Annotated in this window: 16 protein-coding genes and 1 pseudogene; 6 read left to right on the forward strand and 11 right to left on the reverse strand. The window is 44.8% G+C overall.

Translation table 11 applies throughout. The features are described from left to right. The first annotated feature begins 3 nt into the window (after positions 1-3). From AB4558_RS18450 to AB4558_RS18460, 3 genes are read left to right on the forward strand one after another with little or no spacing between them, the layout of a single operon-like run. Positions 4-1,704 carry an ABC transporter permease gene (locus AB4558_RS18450; RefSeq protein WP_372158982.1) on the forward strand — a complete coding sequence of 567 codons (1,701 nt, stop codon included), beginning with the start codon at positions 4-6 and terminating at the stop codon, positions 1,702-1,704. Continuing rightward, positions 1,670-2,320, forward strand: coding sequence for an ATP-binding cassette domain-containing protein (locus tag AB4558_RS18455; protein WP_017065359.1), 651 nt, complete (start codon positions 1,670-1,672; stop codon positions 2,318-2,320). The genes AB4558_RS18450 and AB4558_RS18455 overlap by 35 nt, the downstream gene beginning before the upstream one ends. Then, the gene (locus tag AB4558_RS18460) at positions 2,310-2,927 is read left to right on the forward strand and encodes a CDP-alcohol phosphatidyltransferase family protein (protein ID WP_102321515.1); all 618 of its coding nucleotides are present in this window, start codon (positions 2,310-2,312) and stop codon (positions 2,925-2,927) included. Before AB4558_RS18455 ends, AB4558_RS18460 begins: the two co-directional genes overlap by 11 nt. Positions 2,928-3,020: 93 nt before the next feature. Here the strand turns inward: AB4558_RS18460 and AB4558_RS18465 are convergent, their stop codons facing one another. From AB4558_RS18465 to AB4558_RS18480, 4 genes and pseudogenes are all read right to left on the reverse strand, one after another. Further along, positions 3,021-3,974 (reverse strand): class I SAM-dependent methyltransferase, encoded by a 954-nt coding sequence (locus tag AB4558_RS18465; protein ID WP_372073086.1) that lies wholly within the window; start codon positions 3,972-3,974, stop codon positions 3,021-3,023. 8 nt (positions 3,975-3,982) lie between these two features. Beyond that, positions 3,983-4,681 carry a TIGR01621 family pseudouridine synthase gene (locus tag AB4558_RS18470; protein ID WP_017060318.1) on the reverse strand — a complete coding sequence of 233 codons (699 nt, stop codon included), beginning with the start codon at positions 4,679-4,681 and terminating at the stop codon, positions 3,983-3,985. A gap of 178 nt (positions 4,682-4,859) precedes the next feature. Continuing rightward, positions 4,860-6,471: pseudogene (locus tag AB4558_RS18475) on the reverse strand (methyl-accepting chemotaxis protein). Positions 6,472-6,637: 166 nt separating this feature from the next. Beyond that, complete coding sequence (locus AB4558_RS18480; protein WP_050543975.1) at positions 6,638-8,071, reverse strand: sodium-dependent transporter; 1,434 nt, start codon at positions 8,069-8,071, stop codon at positions 6,638-6,640. A gap of 366 nt (positions 8,072-8,437) precedes the next feature. Here AB4558_RS18480 and cls point away from each other — a divergent pair, with 366 nt between their 5' ends. Together cls and AB4558_RS18490 are read left to right on the forward strand one after the other, a co-directional pair. Continuing rightward, on the forward strand, positions 8,438-9,892 hold the full coding sequence (gene cls, locus AB4558_RS18485; protein WP_065583881.1) for a cardiolipin synthase: 1,455 nt from the start codon (positions 8,438-8,440) through the stop codon (positions 9,890-9,892). A gap of 188 nt (positions 9,893-10,080) precedes the next feature. Beyond that, positions 10,081-11,265, forward strand: coding sequence for a cystathionine beta-lyase (locus AB4558_RS18490; protein ID WP_017065338.1), 1,185 nt, complete (start codon positions 10,081-10,083; stop codon positions 11,263-11,265). A 245-nt stretch (positions 11,266-11,510) separates the two neighbouring features. Here AB4558_RS18490 and AB4558_RS18495 read toward each other — a convergent pair whose 3' ends face one another. From AB4558_RS18495 to pspA, 7 genes are all read right to left on the reverse strand, one after another. Continuing rightward, positions 11,511-12,077 (reverse strand): DNA-3-methyladenine glycosylase I, encoded by a 567-nt coding sequence (locus tag AB4558_RS18495; RefSeq protein WP_108112045.1) that lies wholly within the window; start codon positions 12,075-12,077, stop codon positions 11,511-11,513. Positions 12,078-12,153: 76 nt separating this feature from the next. Further along, a complete protein-coding gene (locus AB4558_RS18500) occupies positions 12,154-15,264 on the reverse strand; it encodes an efflux RND transporter permease subunit (RefSeq protein WP_372073088.1) in 3,111 nt (1,036 codons plus the stop codon). Next, the gene (locus AB4558_RS18505; protein ID WP_017060312.1) at positions 15,257-16,342 is read right to left on the reverse strand and encodes an efflux RND transporter periplasmic adaptor subunit; all 1,086 of its coding nucleotides are present in this window, start codon (positions 16,340-16,342) and stop codon (positions 15,257-15,259) included. The genes AB4558_RS18500 and AB4558_RS18505 overlap by 8 nt, the downstream gene beginning before the upstream one ends. A 1-nt stretch (position 16,343) precedes the next feature. Beyond that, a complete protein-coding gene (locus AB4558_RS18510; RefSeq protein ID WP_029236444.1) occupies positions 16,344-17,378 on the reverse strand; it encodes an efflux RND transporter periplasmic adaptor subunit in 1,035 nt (344 codons plus the stop codon). Positions 17,379-17,536: 158 nt separating this feature from the next. Continuing rightward, positions 17,537-17,923 carry an envelope stress response membrane protein PspC gene (pspC, locus tag AB4558_RS18515; protein ID WP_017065334.1) on the reverse strand — a complete coding sequence of 129 codons (387 nt, stop codon included), beginning with the start codon at positions 17,921-17,923 and terminating at the stop codon, positions 17,537-17,539. Further along, positions 17,916-18,149, reverse strand: coding sequence for an envelope stress response membrane protein PspB (pspB, locus tag AB4558_RS18520; protein ID WP_004734605.1), 234 nt, complete (start codon positions 18,147-18,149; stop codon positions 17,916-17,918). Before pspB ends, pspC begins: the two co-directional genes overlap by 8 nt. Before the next feature lie 14 nt (positions 18,150-18,163). Beyond that, complete coding sequence (pspA, locus tag AB4558_RS18525) at positions 18,164-18,835, reverse strand: phage shock protein PspA (RefSeq protein WP_010440091.1); 672 nt, start codon at positions 18,833-18,835, stop codon at positions 18,164-18,166. A 273-nt stretch (positions 18,836-19,108) separates the two neighbouring features. On the opposite strand from pspA, the gene pspF reads away from it, so the two are divergent. Beyond that, the gene (gene pspF / locus AB4558_RS18530) at positions 19,109-20,131 is read left to right on the forward strand and encodes a phage shock protein operon transcriptional activator (protein ID WP_017060309.1); all 1,023 of its coding nucleotides are present in this window, start codon (positions 19,109-19,111) and stop codon (positions 20,129-20,131) included. The last annotated feature ends 5 nt before the right edge of the window (positions 20,132-20,136 follow it).

The following is a 20,136-nucleotide window of genomic DNA, read 5'->3' on the forward strand; positions in this document are numbered from 1 at the left end:
TTCATGCTTCGCGCTCTATATTTTGTTGTTATAGCGGTATGTATCATCCCAACCATTCCTGGGGTAGCGGGAGTCGTGGCTTCGTCACTGAGTTTCATCCCGCCCTTAGGTTTAGACGAGCCAACACTCAACGGGTTTAGCCAAGTCTTTCAATGGGAAGGGGCTTGGCACTCTATTGGCTTAAGCCTAGGTTCAGCGGTCGCCAGCAGCTACATCGCCTGCTTTCTTACCTTTTGCATTCTTCAGGCTTCTTGGGGAAACAAGTTTTGGAGAAAGATTGAGCTAACGCTATCGCCAATGCTTGCCATTCCGCATGTGGCTTTCGCTATCGGCTTTGCTTTTTTGTTTAGCCCAACAGGCCTTGCAGCAAGAGCCGTACACCACTTACTTGGTGAATCGGCTACAAGCTCTGAATTGGCTTTGTTGATCAAAGATCCTTACGCGTTTGGCCTAATCATTATGCTCGCACTCAAAGAAGTTCCTTTCTTGTTGCTGATGAGCATATCGATACTTCAACAAATCGATGTAGAACGTGTCACTAAGGTGAGTGCATCACTCGGTTACAGCCGCGCTCAGATCTGGTGGAAGTGTATTTTCCCGCAATGGTTTACTAAGCTTCGCTTCCCAGTGCTGGCTGTGCTCGCCTATAGCGTCTCGGTTGTCGATATTGCTCTGATCATTGGCCCAACCAACCCGCCGACTTTTGCCGTTTTAGTGTGGCAATGGTTCAACGATCCGGATCTTAACCTACTTCCGCGAGCTGCTGCTGGTGCCATCGTTTTGTTTGGTTTAGCTTCGTTGATCATCGCCTTGGCGCGTTTAGTTGAATGGGCGGTTCTTAAGTACTTTCGAACTTGGCAGTATTCCGGAAGAACAGGGGCAAACCTTCCGGGGAAAACGGTATTCACTGTCCTTGCTAGCCTTTCACTGCTGATCATTCCTTTAATGGTAATTTGGAGCGTTGCTCAGCGTTGGCGCTTCCCTGATTTACTGCCGAGCCGCTACAGCACGCGCTTCTGGGAGTTCGAGTGGGAAGGCATCATGAGCACCGTTGGTCAAAGCTTATGGATTGGTCTGATTGCTGCTTCAATCGCTTTGTTGCTTGCGCTGGTTGCTCACGAATACAGAATCAAATACAAGTGGCAAGTTCCGGGCTTCATTATCGCTATTCCAATGCTAATACCACAGCTTTCAGTGTTGTTTGGTATGCAAGTCACGACCCTCTACATCGGCAGTAGCGCCTATGAGTTCTGGGTGATTTGGGCGCATGTTTTCTTTGCTTTCCCGTTTGTGTACCTGTCTTTGGATGGCCCGTGGAAAAGCTTCAATGATGGGTTGATTAAAGCCTCGCTGAGCCTAGGTAAATCGCCATTTCAGAGTTGGTATTCGATCAAACTACCAATCTTGCTTCCTGCGATTGCCTTTGCTTGGGCGGTCGGGATCAGCGTGAGTTTGGCCCAATACCTTCCAACATTAATGCTCGGCGCGGGCCGTATTAGCACGATCACCACAGAAGCCGTTGCACTTACCAGTGGTTTCGACCGCAGGGTGACAGCAATCTATGCCATTTGGCAGGCCCTATTGCCTCTGTTCTTTTTCTCTTTAGCGATATTAGTCAGCCGACTTCAACTGAGATATCGCCGTCTTACTTTTAAAGGTTTCCTAAGTAATGAGTCTGTACCTCAACGACCTCGCCATCCGTAAAACCGATGGAGATTCGCTGTTCTCAGCGCTAAACGTCACATTAGAATCTGGCCAAATACTGGCTTTGATGGGGCCGAGTGGCTGCGGAAAGTCGACCTTACTGGATGCGATTGCTGGTCACTTAAGTGAAGAGTTTTCGTACTCTGGCACCGTTGTGTTGAACAATATTCAGCTCGACGAGCTTCCATCACATCAGCGTGAAGTCGGTATTTTGTTTCAAGATGACTTGTTGTTTCCGCACCTCAAAGTATGGGAAAACTTGGCCTTTTCGTTACCGAACTCTGTTAAAGGTTCCGCTCGCCAAAAACAAGCAATGGCTGCACTAAAAGACATAGAGCTAACTCACTTAGCTGAATCTTTCCCGGATCAAATATCCGGCGGTCAACGCGCAAGAATAAGCTTGACTCGTATGTTGTTAGCCAAGCCTAAACTCGCCCTGCTTGACGAACCGTTCAGTAAGTTAGACCAAGAGCTCAGAGCACAATTTCGCGATTGGGTCTTCGAACAGCTGACCAAAGCGAATATCCCTACATTAATGGTCACGCACGACGAAGCCGATGTACCTCAAGGGGCAGAAGTACTGTCTTGGCCATGGAGAAGTAACCATGCTGGATAAGTACTCCATTAAGGTCATTAAGTGGCCATTAAATCAGTCTGCTAAGTTAGTAAACCAATTGGGTATCACGGCCAATCAAACCACGTTATTCGGATTTCTGATTGGGTGTTTAGCGTTTCCAGCGTTGGCATTTCAACAATATGAGTGGGCGTTAGGCTTCATTGTGTTTAATAGAGTATGTGATGGGCTTGATGGAGCCTTGGCTCGAATCCAAGGCATTAGTGATGCGGGCGGTTTCCTCGATATCAGCCTAGATTTCCTATTCTACTCGCTGATCCCTTTTGGATTTGTCATTGCCAACCCAGAACACAACGCCATTGCCGGTGCATTTTTGATCTTCTCTTTTATCGGCACAGGCAGCAGCTTTTTAGCGTTTGCGGTTATGGCAGGCAAGCGAGGCATTGAAAACCCAGTCTATAAGCATAAGTCTCTGTACTACATGTCAGGGCTAACCGAAGGCACTGAAACCATCGCTTGTTTCATCGCGTTTTGTATTTGGCCTCAACACTTTGCGGTTATCGCTTACACCTTTGGTGCAGCTTGTTGGCTAACCACGTTCATGCGTATTTATTTTGGTTTTCAGACACTAAAAAACCAAGCTAGTTAATAAATGAGTTAGTTTCTTGCACCTATAAAAACGCCGCTCATTGTGAGCGGCGTTTTCTATATTAGTATGGATAATGCCCGCTAAATCATGACATCAAGCTTCAGCTGAAGCCGTGATTTTAAACCTCAATACCTTTAGGCTTGAATCAAGGTCGACATCGACAAACTCAGGTGGGTTGTCCAGACGCTCAATGAATTCAACGCTTGGCGCTTCTTCTACCATCGTCTCGATTAGGAAGTTTGGCGATACTGCTGGTGAGTTAACACAAGCAATCACTTCTCCGCCTTCTGTTAGAAGATCAGGCAAGCGACGTAAGATCTTTTTGTAATCTTTAGTTAGGGCGAAGCTGCCTTTTTGGAACGAAGGTGGATCGATGATCACTAGCTCGTAAGGGCCGCCCTTCTTGATTTTCCCCCACGACTTAAAAATATCGTAGCCAAGGAAGTTAACCGAGCGCATATCGTGATCATTCAGACGGTGGTTATCGCGGCCTTTGTTTAGCGAGCCACGTGACATGTCCACGTTCATGCATTGACGAGCGCCACCAGCGATAGCCGCGACAGAGAAACCACAAGTGTATGCAAACAGGTTAAGAACGTTCTTATCCTTGGCATTATCTTGTACCCACTGGCGACCATTACGCATGTCTAGGAACAAACCGAAGTTCTGATTACGGCCAATGTCTAATTGGTACTTAAGACCATGTTCAACCACAACCGGAGAATCATTCAACTCTCCCCATAGAACCTCTGAAGGCGCGCCATCGGCATAACGGTGTTGCAGAACAATGCTTGTGCCCTGCTTTGATTGCCAGATATCTTTGTTGGTGAGTTCAACCAATCCGACTTTAAGAGATGACAAGAATTCATCGTCTACTTCTTTAAACACGTTAACCAGTAGTTGTCCATCAACCCAGTCACATGTCAGTTGCTCTAGACCAGGCCAAAACTTACCGCGCCCGTGGAAAATACGGCGTAGCTCGTTTGGTACTTCATTAAGTTGCTGTTCAATATGACTAAAAAACAGAGGTAAAGCTGATGCTTCCATTATTTCACTCACTTAGTGTTTAGCTTTGGCCAAGTTAATGACCAAGGTTCAAGCCAACTGTCCAAACCGTTCGACACGGTTTCTTGATGCCACTTCTCACCCAAGGAGTTTAGGCTTCTTGGATCGCAGACATATTCGTAGGCTTGTGATTGATAGGCAAATCGAATCGCGAAGGCATGCAGATAACCTCTGTCAGCCTCACTCGATGGATTATAAATAGGGTCACCAACAATGGCTGAGCCGATCGACTTCATCGCGACACGGATCTGGTGAGTTCGCCCCGTATAGGGTTTGCATAACAGCAGACGCTCACCGGGTTCAGCCGTTGCTGATAAAAACTGAGTAATCGCAGGGTTCTCTTTGGATGTCAGAAGTTTCCAACTTGAGCGTCGTGAGCGCTCCATGTCTCCTGAGATCAAACCTTGCTTTTTCTTTGGCTTCTTAGAACCGATCGCAAGGTAGTATTTCTCTACTTCACGCTTTGCAAATAGCTGTGAAAGCTCGCTCGCCGCCGACGCATTTTTTGCCAGCAGCAGAATGCCCGAAGTCATTTTATCTAGTCGATGAACGAGATACAGCTTAGGCTCATTAATTGCCTTAGCAACTTCTTGAAGCAACATGGTATCGCCATCGTCTTTGTGGACGCTGACTCCAGGATGCTTATTGATAAGTAAAAAATCAGAGTGGTTCAGAAGAATATCGAACATGTAAAGGCTAGCTCCATTGTAGAACGTGGAGTATACCGCGTCTGAACCCAGATTCCAGCTACGAAAAAGCCCAACTCACTCAATAAACATTGAATCGTTGGGCTTCTTTTCAACAAGTAGCGACCAGTGCTTGGTCTTTACTCGATTACCACTCGATAAATAGAACCAAGCTACCGCTTTACCCCAGTTTAAACTTACCAACCAAAGCTTCTAGCTCCGCAACCTTAGCGTTCAAACCTGAAGTATTTTCTGAGCTGCGCGTTGCCAGTTGCAAGGATTGCTCAGAGATATCGCTGATTGCCGTGATATCTGCCGCAATTTCTTTGGTCACAGCTGTCTGCTCTTCTGCTGCGGTCGCAATAGAGTTAACCATGCTTTGTACATTGCCTGCACCGCTTACAATCGCTTCTAGGGCAGAAACCGCACCTGAGCTTTGCTCAACACCAATCTCAACTAAACGACAGTTATCTTGAGTGTAAGTCACCGCTTCTTGAGTGCCCGATTGAATCGATTGAATGATGCCCGAGACTTCTCGTGTCGCTTTGGTTGTTCTTTCTGCTAGCGCTCGCACTTCATCGGCTACCACAGCAAAACCACGACCAAACTCGCCAGCACGCGCAGCCTCAATCGCAGCGTTAAGAGCTAACAGGTTAGTTTGCTCAGCAATGTCTTCGATTACCTTGATAACGCTACCAATCTGCTCACCGTGAGAACCTAGAGTATTCATTTGCAACGACATATCGCTCATTTGAGTCGACACTTGTTGAATACTCGCCACCATCTCAACAATCACGTTGCGGCCATCTTCTGCAGAGGTTTCTGAGCGACGTGCTTCTTCATAAGTTGAAGTACCTTGCTGCGCCACTTCAGAAATGGTCAAGCTTAGCTCTTCAGCAGCCGTTGCAATCAAGTTAGCTTTGTCTGCTTGAGCTGATGCACCAGTAACGATGTCTTGGCTAATAGAAGAGAGCTCCCCTGTCACCGATTGGACTTGGTGAGTCACAGACGAGATTGAACCTAATAGGTCTACTAGTGATTTCTGCATCTGGTTAATCGACTTAGCCAGTTCAGCCAATTCATCACCAGAATCATCAATAATGTCGCCTGCCGTTAGGTCACCATTTGCTACACGTCGTGCTACTTGTTCTACACGAGTAAGACGATTGGTAATAGAGCTAGACAATAGATACGCAATCACACAACCAAAGACAATCGCAATAGCAGACAACACCATGATGGTGCGCTCGATGGTAGTAAACGTGTCGGTTAGTGTCAGTAGTGACTGTTCTGTATCTGCGCGCTCACTTGCTGACGCTTGATCCAGTAAGTTCTCAATAGGGATAAGATTGCTCTCATACAAAGATCGTAGCTGTTGAATATTGGCTAGTAGCGCAGCTTCATCATTGATCTTCGGCACAAGCTTTGATTCAAACTCTTGAGTGAAACGCCCCATCAGGTCTTCAATTCGCTGAATACGGCGGTGGTCTTCCGAACCTCTACTCTCCAAACGCTTAGCCTGCTCGATAGCTTGAGCAAATTCGTTCTTGTTGGTTCGATAATCATTGAGTGCATTATCGACCAGAGTGATTGCACCCAGAGCATCTCGATAGACATCTCCAGCTTCATCGATCAAAACAAGGTAGGTAACGGTACCCGGTACATCATCTAATCTCATCGGCGCTCTTATGAGCGCCAATAACTTCCATCCATACAATACCGACTAACGTGACAAGCACCGCCAATATAGAGCCAAAACCGGCATACAGTTTCTTTCTCACTGACAATTTCAAACAACACCTACCTAAATCAAAATATAGCTCTAACAGCTATTCGTTCCATTTATATCGGCTATCAGACGGATACCTTTAATGGTTATTTTTCTTAGATAATTAAGTTCCAGACATAAAAAAACGGGAGCTAATGAGCTCCCGTTTATCAAATTACTTTATCTTGCGATTAGAACTTCTTAGAAATCAGCGCAAAACCAGCAATGATACCAATACCTAGTAGCATGATTGCACCTTTACCGCTATCGAAGCCAGAAGAGATACCCATGAACGCAACGATTGCGATAGCTACAGGGATGATGTACTTAACTAGTGTGTACCATAGACCAAATAGTGGGAAAGAGACTTCACCGTCGTTAGTGATTTCTTTCTCTAGGTCTGCACGGTTTAGTCTCCAACCAGCGAAGATACATACCAACATACCGCCAACCGCTAGGAAAATCTTATCCGTTAGTAGGTCGAAAATGTCGAACGCGCCAGTATCAAACAGTGTTGGACCGAAGCCGCCAAGTGATAGAGAAGCGAAGATACATAGAATCGCCATTACAACACTTGCAGACAGTACCGCTGTTACACGCTTCATGCCTTTCTCATCGATTAGGTAAGAAACCACAACTTCAAGTAGAGATACTGAAGATGTTAGTGCCGCAACACTCAAACCAACGAAGAACATAAGAGCAAATAGAAGACCGATTACGCCGCCCATTTCAGCGAATAGCTGAGGAACAACAACGAATACTAAACCAGGGCCCGCTGCAGGTTCCATACCGAACGCGAACATTGCAGGGAACATTGCAACACCAGCTAGAATAGCAACACCAGTATCCATTGCGGTTACCATTGCTGTTGTCTGAACTAGGTTCTCTTTCTTCTTAAGGTAAGAACCGTATGTCATCATACAACCCATACCAAGACTTAGAGAGAAGAATGCTTGACCTAGAGCGGCTAGGATTACATTGCTGTCTACTTTAGAGAAGTCAGGACTGAATAGGAACTCAAGACCAGCCATCGCGCCCGGAAGCATAATGCCTTTGATTGATACTACAATAAGGATAATGAAAAGAAGCGGCATCAGGATCTTACCTGCTTTCTCAATACCACCAGAGATACCTTTCATAACGATAACAACGTTAAGTAGTAGGTATAAGCCCATCCACATTAGTGGTTGAACTGGGTTTGAGATAAAGCCACCAAAGCTATCACCAATTGCTTCTGGTGCGTCTAGAAGACCACCTGCAATTTTACCGATGTATGCGATTGACCAACCGCCTACTACTGGGTAGAAACCCATGATAAGTAGACCACTGAATACGCCGATAACGCCAGCGAACGTCCAACGACGGTCAGTTGTTTTAAATGCACCTACTGCTGATTTTTGCGTATGACGGCCAATCGCAAATTCAGTCAGCATGACACTGAAACCAATAAAAATTACAAAAAACAGGTAAATGGCAACGAATGCACCACCGCCACTTTCGCCTGCTGTGTATGGGAATTTCCAAATGTTACCTAAGCCAACAGCAGAACCTGCTGCAGCCATTACGAATCCTAACTTCGAACCCCAGGTATCGCGGGGTGTTGTGGTTGTATTACTAGTAGCCACGTGTACTCCAAACTTTTGTGTTATGTGATGTTGTGTTTTGCTTTGGGTGGCGTCTTTAAAAGGAAGGTGTATAAATAAATTTACACACCTAAAAGATTTGATTGACGCTCGTTGTCTAGCAAGTAAACCAGTTTAAGAATAAAATTGGAAGAGCATACCGTACAAATTTCGTTAAAGATGTAAATTTTTATGGTTAAATGCCGACTTTTCATACAAAACAATCGTTTTCTTCTTAAGTTGACCAAAACTTAACAACTTTAACCTATTTACATCTTTTGCTCTATTTTGTAAATAGTTGAATCCTTAAATTCCCATATCCGTTAAATAGCATTACTATCTAAGTGTCTCTTTTTTCGAGTATTCAATGTGGATAAGCTTTATCATTTTTTAACTTTGGCCTCTGTTGTTTTGTACTGGGTTCTCGTAGCCGGTGTGACGTTTCGTGTTGTACTAAAACGACGCTCTGTCAGCGTTTCTCTTGCTTGGCTAATGGTTATCTACATTATCCCGATTGTTGGTGTAGCTTGTTACTTCCTTTTTGGTGAGCTAAACCTAGGCAGAAAAAGGGCTGAACGCGCTCATCGTATGTTTACCCCTTTCGGCGACTGGTTCCGTCAATTGAATGATTGCCAACTTCACCAACCAGGGAAAGTCGGCTCCCCTATCCATAAGATTGACGAGCTTTGTAACAATCGAATGGGCATCCCTGCACTCAGTGGAAACACTCTATCGCTGCAATCTTCACCAAACGAGATCCTACACGCAATTATCGAAGATATAGAAAATGCACAAACCAGTATCAAGATGGTTTTCTATATTTGGCATCCAGGTGGCCTGACCGATTCGGTTGCCTCTGCGCTGATTCGCGCTGCAAAACGTGGCGTAGATGTTAAAGTTTTGCTCGATTCAGCCGGTAGCCCTCGCTTTTTCAAAAGCCACTGGCAGTCAATGATGAAGGACGCAGGCGTTCAAGTCGTACAAGCACTAGAAGTGAGCCCATGGCGTATTTTTTTACGTCGCCTAGATTTAAGACAACACCGCAAAATCATTGTGATTGACGAGACTATCGCCTATACGGGTTCAATGAACATGGTCGATCCTGCTCACTTCAAACAAAGTTCCGGCGTTGGTCAGTGGATTGATGTAATGGTCAGAGTGACTGGGCCAACCGTTAATGTGTTATCCGCTATTCATGGCTGGGATTGGGAAGTTGAGACTGGTGAACGCATTCTCCCTGATATACCTGAATGCCCAGTTGAAGAAATCATGACACATCATCCGGTTCAAGTAGTGCCGTCTGGCCCTGGCATGCCGGAATATTTGATCTTACAAGTACTGACCATCGCCATCAATCAAGCGAATCATTCTGTACGTATTACTACACCTTATTTTGTGCCAAGTGCTGACTTACTCGAAACACTTAAGATGACAGCTCAACGCGGCGTAACTGTAGAACTGATCATTCCACACAACAACGATTCACTAATGGTTAAATGGGCTTCTCGTGCGTTTTATACCGAGTTGCTTGAAGCTGGCGTAAAGATCTATGAATTTTACGGTGGCCTTCTTCATACCAAATCGGTAGTGATCGATGAAGAGTTTTGCTTGATCGGAACCGTCAATATCGACATGCGCAGTTTGTGGCTCAACTTTGAAGTAACCCTTGCCGTTGACGACGTACACTTCACCAAGCAATTGTTTGATTTACAGCAATCCTATATTGAATCATCTCATCCCGTGGAATTAGAGCAGTGGGAACAGAGAAATTTACGTAACCGCTTCTTTGAGAGACTGTTCTATTTATTCAACCCGTTGCTCTAATACTCCTCGCTCGCCGACCACCATTGGCAACGAATAGTATCTTTGCGATCGCTTTTTAACTTTTCATCACAAATCGAGGAAAAGTTAAAAAGCAAAAGAAAACGTTAAAAACTCTCTCTTCCCTCTTGCTTTGATGGCTACTCGCATGTTTTAAATAGGACATAACCGATTGATAAGGAATTCACAGCATGTCCGAGAACAAAACCACTAAACTTATCACTGCCGGTCGTGATAAGAAGTGGACCAATGGTGTTGTTAACCCACCAGTACAACGCGCTTCAACTGTCGTATTTAACTCAGTAGAAGAGAAGCGTAAAGCTACGATTAACCGCGCTAACAAGACCCTTTTTTACGGACGTCGTGGAACCAACACTCATTTTGCCTTCCAAGATGCGATGGTTGAAGTAGAAGGCGGCGCGGGTTGTGCACTGTACCCGTGTGGTACGGCCGCCATTTCTAATGCCATTCTCTCTTTTGTAGAAACAGGTGATCATATTTTAATGGTTGACACCTGCTACGAACCTACTCGTGATTTCTGTGACACCATCATGAAAAAGATGGGGGTAGAGACAACTTACTACGAGCCAACGATTGGTGAAGGTATCCAAGACCTTATCAAGCCAAACACTAAGGTGCTGTTTACTGAGTCTCCAGGCTCTGTCACCATGGAAGTGCAGGATATTCCAACACTAGCGCGTATCGCTCATGAACATGACATCATCGTTATGCTAGACAATACTTGGGCGGCTGGCGTGAACTTCTCACCGTTTGATTTTGGTGTTGATATCTCGATTCAAGCAGCGACCAAATACATCGTGGGTCACTCTGATGTGATGCTAGGTACGGCAGTCGCCAATGAGAAATGCTGGGATCAACTAAGAGAGCAAAGTTACTTGATGGGGCAATGTGTCTCACCTGATGATGCTTATTTAGGGCTTCGCGGCATTCGTACTCTTGATGTGCGTCTACGCCAACACGCAGAAAGCAGCTTGAAGGTCGCAAAATGGTTAGAGACTCGTCCTGAAGTTAACCACGTTCGTCACCCTGCTCTTGAGTCTTGCCCAGGCCATGAATTCTTCAAACGAGATTTTACTGGCGGTAATGGCTTGTTCTCTTTTGTACTAAACAACTCTAATATCAAAGCGACGACAGCGTTACTTGATGGAATGACACATTTTAGTATGGGTTACTCTTGGGGTGGATTTGAAAGTTTGATTCTAGCTAACGAACCAAGCAGTTTTGACAGCTTGAGAACTGTTGCCAATCCTAATTTCGAAGGTACCTTGATACGTGTTCATATTGGGTTAGAAGATGTTGATGACCTGATTGCTGATCTAGAGGCGGGATTAGAACGTTATAGCGCTCTGATTTAATCTGAGACGATAGGTCTAATATGCAAAAAAGGCAGGATATTCCTGCCTTTTTCTGTTTAAAGCATAACTCAAAATACTCATATTCAGATACTTCAGCTCATAATACAAACCGCTCATAGTCCAGAAGCTTTCAAAGCCAATATTGAACCTTAAAGCACATCCACTTAAAGATCTCAGAGCGATGAAAAAATGGCTATGAATTTTTCAATTTCTAAGTGATTGTTCCGCTGAAATAAATAACACTTTTATTTGTGTGGACAACCTTCTAAATGATCATTAACCATACCTGTCGCTTGCATAAACGCGTAACAGATTGTTTCCCCTACAAACTTAAAGCCTCTTTTTTTCAAAAACTTACTCATTGCTTTAGATTGCTCGGTAGAAGCGGGAACTTGAGACATCTCAGTCCAGTTGTTTTCTATCACCTTGTTATCGACAAATTGCCACAAAGCATTTGATAAAGAACCAAACTCTTTCTGGAGTTCAAGTGTTGCTCGAGCATTACCGTATACAGAGGCGATCTTGCCCTTATGCTTAACCACATCGAAGTTTTCAATGATGAACGGCACGTTGTCTTCATTCAACTCAGCTAGCTTGTTTAGATCGTAATTATCAAATGCAGCACGATAGCCTTCACGCTTTTTAAGGATCGTAATCCAGCTAAGACCCGCCTGAGCGCCTTCTAAAGTAATGAACTCAAACAGAACTTGGTCATCATAAACAGGCACGCCCCACTCTGCATCGTGGTACTCCCTTTCAAGCTCATGTTTAAGCGCCCATGCACACGTTCTATCCACTGTATTCGCTTCCATTTCGATAGTCTCTTTTAGTAATCGTACATAAAAATAATGCCCCAAATAGGGGCATTATTTCAAAGGTTAGTTGACGTTAAGCCACTTCAATTTTATGGAATAAACGATACAGCACAGGTACTACGATTAGCGTGAGTACAGTCGCAAAGCCTAAACCAAACATAATGGTTACTGCCATTGGCTTGAAGAAGATGTCAGGCAGTAACGGGATCATACCTAGAATCGTTGTAATCGCTGCCATGCATACTGGGCGAACACGACTCAATGCAGCATCAACTACCGCAACATAAGGGTCTTTACCTGATTTCATTTCAATCTCAATTTGATCAAGTAATACGATACCGTTCTTAAGTAGCATCCCGGATAAACTCAAGAAGCCTAGCAATGCCATAAAGCCAAATGGTGTATTCAAGGCTAATAAGCCCGTCGTTACCCCGATTAGCGCTAATGGAACCGTTAGCCAAACAATCAGCGGCTCTTTGACTGAGTTGAACAAGAACACGGTAATCAAGAACATGAACAGGTAACCCATCGGCATAGTGGTAAACAGTGACGCTTGTGCATCAGCAGATGACTCATATTCACCACCCCACTCCAACGAATAACCCGGAGGCATCTCAATCGCTTCAATTTGTGGCTGTAAGCGTTTCTGTAACGTCGAAGCCGTTTCTTCACCCAATAGGTCGTTGTCGGCCATTACCGTCAGCATGCGCTTACGATTCTTACGGATGATAAGTGGATCTTCCCATTCCAATTCGTAGCCAAGCGTCACTTGCTGCAACGGAATATATTCGCTTAATGCCGGGCTCCAAATCTTCATACCTTCGATGTTGCGAATATCAACTCGCTCATCTTCAGGTAAACGAGCCACAATAGGCATCAGCGTAGTACCATCACGATACACACCAATCGACTTACCAGAGAAAGACATCGCTAGGAAATCATCAACGTCAGACTTGGTAATACCATAACGACGCGCTTGGCTTTCATTGAACTGAGGCTCTAAGACCTTAGTTCTTTCACGCCAATCATGACGAACGTTAAACGCTCCGTCATCGGCACGCATGATGTCCATAACTTGAGCTGCGATTGAACGTAGCACGGTTGGGTCTGAACCGACGATTCGAGCCTCAATTTTCGCACCGCCACTAGGGCCTAATTCAATTTGCTTAAGTTTGTAATCAATTTCAGGGAACTGACTGTCAACGTGTTCACGGAAGCGACGCATCAGCCCTTCAAGTACCTGATAATCTGTCACACGAACCGTGATTTCGCCATACGCGCTATAACTCTTCTCGGGTGAGTAGGTCAACATGAAACGCTGCAGACCTTTACCGGCCGTGGTCGTGATATGTTCAACTTCACTTTGTTCCGACAACCAACTCTCAAGCACTCTCAACTTGGTATTAGTTGCTCGAATATCCGTACCTTCTGGCATCCAAACATCCACTTGGAACATCGGAGTAGTTGAAGATGGGAAGAATGCTTGTTTCACAAAGCCAAAACCGTACACACTCGCACCTAAACCAATCACCAGAACGATCATGGTTAGCCACGCGCGTTTCATACAGAACTCAAGGAAGTTTTTATAGATAACAAAAACCATCCCGTTGTATGGATCTTTGCCTTCGTTATCGGGATCAACCTTCTGTCCTCTGAAGAAGATATCGGCAAAAAACGGCGTGATCGAGATGGCAGTAAACCAACTCAGCATCAATGAAATCAATAGCACCGTGAACAAAGTGCCACAGTATTCGCCCGTTGAATCTTCAGACAAACCAATTGGAGCAAACGCGGTGACCGCAATCACCGTTGCGCCAAGCAGTGGCCATTTGGTTTGGGTCACGATATCAGTGGCGGCCTGCATCCGGGTTCGCCCCTTCTGCGTGCCGATCAATATCCCCTCCACCACCACAATGGCATTATCCACCAGCATCCCCAAGGCAATAACCAACGCGCCCAGTGAAATACGTTGAAGGTCGATTTTGAAGTACTGCATGAAAATAAAGGTGCCGAATACGGTCAATAGCAGTATCAAACCAATCAACAGACCCGATCGTACTCCCATGAAGAACAGTAACACCACAATTACGATCGCAACCGCCTGCCCTAAACTCACTACAAATCCGCTTACCGACTTGTTCACCTCTTTAGGTTGGTTATAAACCTCGGAGATGTCGATGCCGACGGGTTGTTGATACTTTAGCTCGGCCAATCTTCGATCAAACGCTTCACCAACCGCTACCACGTTCACGCCTTGCGCAAAAGAGACACCCAGGTTAAGCGCGAGTTCGCCGTTATAACCAATGATGTTACTCGGTACCTCAACGTAACCACGAGTTACATTCGCCACATCTTTTAGATAGATAAGCCCTTGAGCGCCACCTTCCGTAAGAATCAAATCTCCAAGCTGTTCAACGTTTTGGAACTCACCTGTTGGATGGATTCGAATATATTCATCACCAATCCTTACCGCTCCTGCACTTGATACAATATTTTGAGTCGATAAAAGATTAAATACCGTGCTTGGAGACAGACCTAAGGAGCTTATCCGCTTCATCGATATCTCAATGAATACTTGCTCTTGTTGTTGACCAGAAACAGAAACCTTACTGACCCCATCAACCAACTCCAGCTCTCGCCTTAGATAATCAATGTAATCCAGCAGCTCTTTGTAGCTATAACCATCACCCGTCACCGCAAGCAAGATCCCGTAAACGTCACCGAAGTCATCAATGACTTGAGGATCATTGACCCCAGGTGGCAGTTCAACCTTAAGATCATTCACTTTTCGGCGAAGTTCATCCCAAATTTGCGGAAGATCGTCCGGACCATAGTTATTCTTCATCGTTACCGTTACCTGAGACAGGCCACGGCTTGAAATAGAGTTCACTTCGTCGACATAGGTAAGCTGTTGAATCGCTTTCTCTAGTGGGTAGGTAACTTCTTCTTCCACCTGCTGAGGCGTTGCCCCCGGGTATGAAGTCACGACCATTGCATCTTTGATGGTAAAGGCAGGATCTTCTAAACGGCCCAAACCGAAGAATGCTGAAACACCACCAATAAGAAAGATCAGAGATAGCATCCAGCTAATGACTTTGTTACGTATAAAGTAAGAAGCAACACCTGTGATCTGATCATCACCCTGTTGATCGTCATTTTGGGGCTTGTTATTTACTTCACTCATTGTTCGTCTCCTGAGACAATACTTCCACTGTCATCCCATCTCGCAATCGCGATACGCCTGCAACAACGACATGCTGCCCCATTTCCAATCCTTTCACTACCTGCAATGTTTCCTGGTTTGCTTTTCCTAACACGACTTGTTGTTTCGAGACTGTCTTGTCGTCGTTAAGAACCCACACATAAGAGTTTTTACGATCCAGTTCATCACCGTCTGCATTGAATACCGCTTCGATCGGAATAAGTACACCAGCTTTTAGCTCCAAACCGATATCCCGCCCGTTTGAAGTCACATCAACGGCCATACCATCAAGAATCAAATCGTCTTCTGGCATCGGCAAAGCTAATGTAACCGTGAAGGTACCCGTACTTGGATCGGGTTCAGTGGTGAACTCTTTAATACCTGCGGTGTATTCATTACCGCTTGGCACTCTCACCACAGCTTCCACGTTCGAGAGGAGCGTTTCATTGGGTTGATTCACATAAATTTGGTCAGGGAGCTGAATCACAACTTCGACATCCTCAACACTGTGAATGTTCACAATCTGTTGGCCTACCTGAATATTTTCATATTGGTCGACACTGACTCGAGAAATAATCCCATCAACAGGCGCACGAAGCATAGTGAACGATAAGCGCAGTTTCGCCAGTTCCAACTCGGCATAAGCAATCTGGCGTTGAGCGGCAATTTCATCGAATTGCGACTTAGCCAATAAGCCTTTCTTCACTAGCGGACTCGAACGTCGGTATTGACTATTGATTACCGTGTAACGAGCTTGAGCATTGTCCACATCCAATTGATAATCGGTTGGGTCAAGCTCGGCAATGATGTCCCCTTTGGCAACTCGTTCACCTTCCTTCACATCTAGCTTGAAGATTTCACCCGCAACTCGGAAACTGAGGTGAGCCTTCTCAGCAGCGTTTGCTACCGCAGGGAAATAGAGTTTGTCGCTAAAATCGATGACTGAAATCTCGATAGCTTTAACCAAGGGCGTGTTATTCACTTCTACAGCTTGCTTATCTTCACAAGCCGTCAGTAAGGCTAAACACGACAGGCCAGCAGCCACTTTAAGTGTTTTCATGTTATAGCCCCCTTTCCTTGATCCACTCTCGAACTTTAATGCCCGACTCAAGACCATTGACGCCAGAAGTCACAATGCGATCGCCATCGTTCAATCCAGAGACGATATGGCGTTTTTCATCGATGACAATGGCAACATTTTCAACAATGCCGTCGCTATTCACACGCCATACAGAGACATCATCCCCATCGGTCATCATTGCTGACGTTGGTATTTTGGTGGCCGCCGCTAACGATGAAACGAGATTTACCGAGCCAGACATACCGGGCAAAATACCCACATCGGTTGGTCTTTCCATTACCATGGTGACTTTGTACGAACCTGTTTTCGGGTCAGCTTCGGTATCCACTTCTTGGAAGGTTAAAACGTAAGAGTTTTCAGGAAACGCATCAAAAACCATGGTTGCATCCATCTCGAACCCTGATGAAAAGCGCGTAATAAGTTGGTCGGGTAATAAGAAGACGACTTTAAGAATTTGATTGGTTTGAATATTCATCACGCCTTGTTTAGCCGCAATGTATTCATGGTTTTCAGCAGGAATGATGGAAATGGTTCCGTCATACGGCGCAACCAAAGTGGTGTAGCGAAGATTCGCGTTAGCTTGATTAAGCACCGCGCGAGCTGAATTGTGGTTCGCTTTCGCTTGGTCGAAATCTTGCTCTGATACCACACGATCTTTACGAAGTTTGATCGCACGTTGATATTGAACATCGGCTAGCTGAAAATTCGCTTTTGCTTGCTTCTCGAGTAGTTGATATTCATCGGGATTTAACTTAGCAAGCTCGTCGCCTTTAGACACGTGCTGCCCAGCGGTCACATCGATGCTCTGCAATAACCCAGGAACACGGAATGCGAGTACCGCTCTGTCACCAGCTTCTGTGGTAGCAGGGAAATTACGCTCAAAGGCATTATTACCGACGGAGACAGTGAAGAGTTTGGCGGGTCTGGACTCAGGTTCAGGCACGGGAGGAAGCTCCTTACCACACCCAGACAACCCAGCTAAGGCAGTCAATAGGACAAGGGAGGCTCTATACATTGGTGATCATCCATATCTATAAATATTTTTATAACATAGATTAATCACATGTAACTTACCAGTCAGCGTAAGATTTATTTAGAGAAAATTATTAAAAAAAATAACGGCTTGGAATAAATTTTCCTAAACCGTTATCTAATCCTTTTTAGGTTTTACCACTACATGTTCTTAAATTCACGATTCACTTTAAACGTGTCTGAGGTGACATAAGCTTCCATGTTGCGGACACTGGTCTCTAACTTCTGGAAATCACCCTCTAAAGTGTTCAATAGCGACTCTGCAGTTTGCCCTTTTTCCCAAGGCTTTTGCTTCAGCGTATGCTCTTGTTTCGCCTTCATTTGGTCGACATACTGAGGTGGTTGTTTTTCAAGCATAAATGTCAAAGCTAAATACGCTAATAACACCAGAAAACTACCACCAAGCAGTGCTGCTGAGATAACTAAGATGCGAACCAACCACACTTCAAGGCCAAAATAGTTCGCTAACCCTGCACACACACCAGACAATTTGCCGTTAATCGTGTCGCGATACAGTTCTCTACTCATAGTTTCGTCTCCAGTTAGGCGACTCCGCATCCAGTATTTTTTCTAGCGTTTTCACTCGGTCTTGCATGGATTCGGCTTGCGCAGAAAGCTTATGCAGACGTTGAAGATCCGTTTCAGAAAGACCATTGCTGGATTTCTTCTTGCTGCGGTAATGTAAGAATAACCATAGCGGTGCCACGAAGATTAAAAAGACAATCAGTGGACCTGCAATTAGAAATGTTGACATAGACAACTCCTAGATTATTTATCGCGGTTTTCAACTTGTTGCTTCAGTTTCGCTAGCTCTTTTTCGATTTCATCTTGAGCTTGTAGCTCGGCAAACTCTTGGTCTAAAGATTTTGCGTTGCCAGTCTTAGCGTAAACGTCCGCTTCAGCTTCTAATTCATCCACTTTACGCGAGAATTGCTCAAACTTCGCCATTGCTTCGTTGGTTTTGCTTGAGTGCAGGTGTTTTTGAACATCACGACGGTTGCTTGCCGCATTGTTACGAATCATTAATGCTTGTTGCTTTGCACGAGTTTCTGCGATCTTTGTTTCAAGTTTACCAATTTCACTCGTCAATTTTTCGATGGTTTCATGAACCAAGGTTTGTTCGGTGTGAAGGCTCTTGATGATGTCTTCCAGTTTTTGCTTTTCGATTAGCGCCGCTCTCGCCAAATCTTCGCGTTGTTTGGTCAGGGCAAGTGTCGCTTTATTTTGCCAATCTAGAATCTGTGTTTCGATAGCTTCTACTTTACGCGCTAGCTCTTTCTTGTCAGCAATTGCTTTTGCTGAGTTGGTACGAACTTCAACTAAGGTGTCTTCCATTTCTTGGATAATAAGACGAATCATCTTTTCTGGATCTTCAGCCTTATCTAATAGTGCACTGATGTTTGAATTTACAATGTCTGCAAAGCGAGAAAAAATACCCATGAGGAACTCCTTAAATACAATGATGGCAAATGCGTTTCAAATCGTTGTGCGACTTTATCAATCCACTTGCTCAAAAATTTACGTTTGTTGTTAAACCTACCATAAATAATCCAAGTAGCGTGCCAACTTTTAAGCCATTTATTATCAGTTACTTACAATAAAATGGTGATTAACTCGAACCATGCTATGATGAATTTAGCCAAGTATTGGTATTTTTCACCACTATGGCTCTTACATGACCTCTCCAGCGATTAATTCATACAAGGACCCGCTATGCAGCAGAACCTCATTGGTGAATCACCTAGCTTTCTCTCTGTGTTAGATAAAGTTTCCCAACTCGCACCAATAGAAAGACCCATTCTGATCATTGGCGAACGTGGCACAGGTAAAGAGTTGATCGCACAAAGACTGCATTACCTTTCAAGACGTTGGGATCAACCTTTGATCTCATTGAACTGCTCAACCTTAAGTGAAGGTTTGATTGATTCAGAACTGTTTGGTCATGAATCGGGATCCTTTACGGGTTCGAAAGGGCGTCATCAAGGTCGTTTTGAAAGAGCAGAAGGCGGAACGCTGTTTCTGGATGAGCTGGCGACCACTCCCCTTGCGGTTCAAGAGAAACTACTGCGCGTTATTGAATACGGGCAATATGAACGTGTCGGTGGGCAAAAGGCGCTAAGTGCCAATGTCAGACTGGTGTGTGCAACCAATGCCGACTTACCAGACATGGCATTAAAGGGCGAATTCCGAGCAGACCTATTAGATAGACTGGCGTTTGACGTCATTACTATCCCTCCTTTGCGTGAGCGAAAAGAAGACATCATGCTACTGGCAGAATATTACGCCATTAAGATGTGTCGTGAATTGGAATTGGAGTTGTTTGTTGGCTTTGCCCCCTCTGCCGTTGAATCGCTTTTGGATTATTCTTGGCCAGGGAATGTACGAGAACTCAAAAACGTCATTGAGCGAGCTATCTATCAGCACGGAAAAGATCCATATCCTATTGAATATTTGGTGTTTAACCCATTTAAACCCGCATGGAAAACAGAGCAAGATTCCTCTCCGGAAACTGGCAATGAGCCGTCTAACAGCCATACTTCATCAGAGAGCTTGTTTTCTTTGCCGCTTGATTACAAAGCATGGCAAGAACAACAAGACATCAAGCTACTCAACCAAGCCCTCAAACAGAGCAAATATAACCAGAAACAAGCCGCAGAATTACTTGGGTTAACCTACAACCAATTACGTGGAATGGTGAGGAAGTACGCGATTGTCGGACAAGCTAACGATAAATAGCTGTC

This window comes from Vibrio sp. 10N.222.51.C5 (genome assembly GCF_041474575.1).
Lineage (GTDB): Bacteria > Pseudomonadota > Gammaproteobacteria > Enterobacterales > Vibrionaceae > Vibrio > Vibrio crassostreae_C.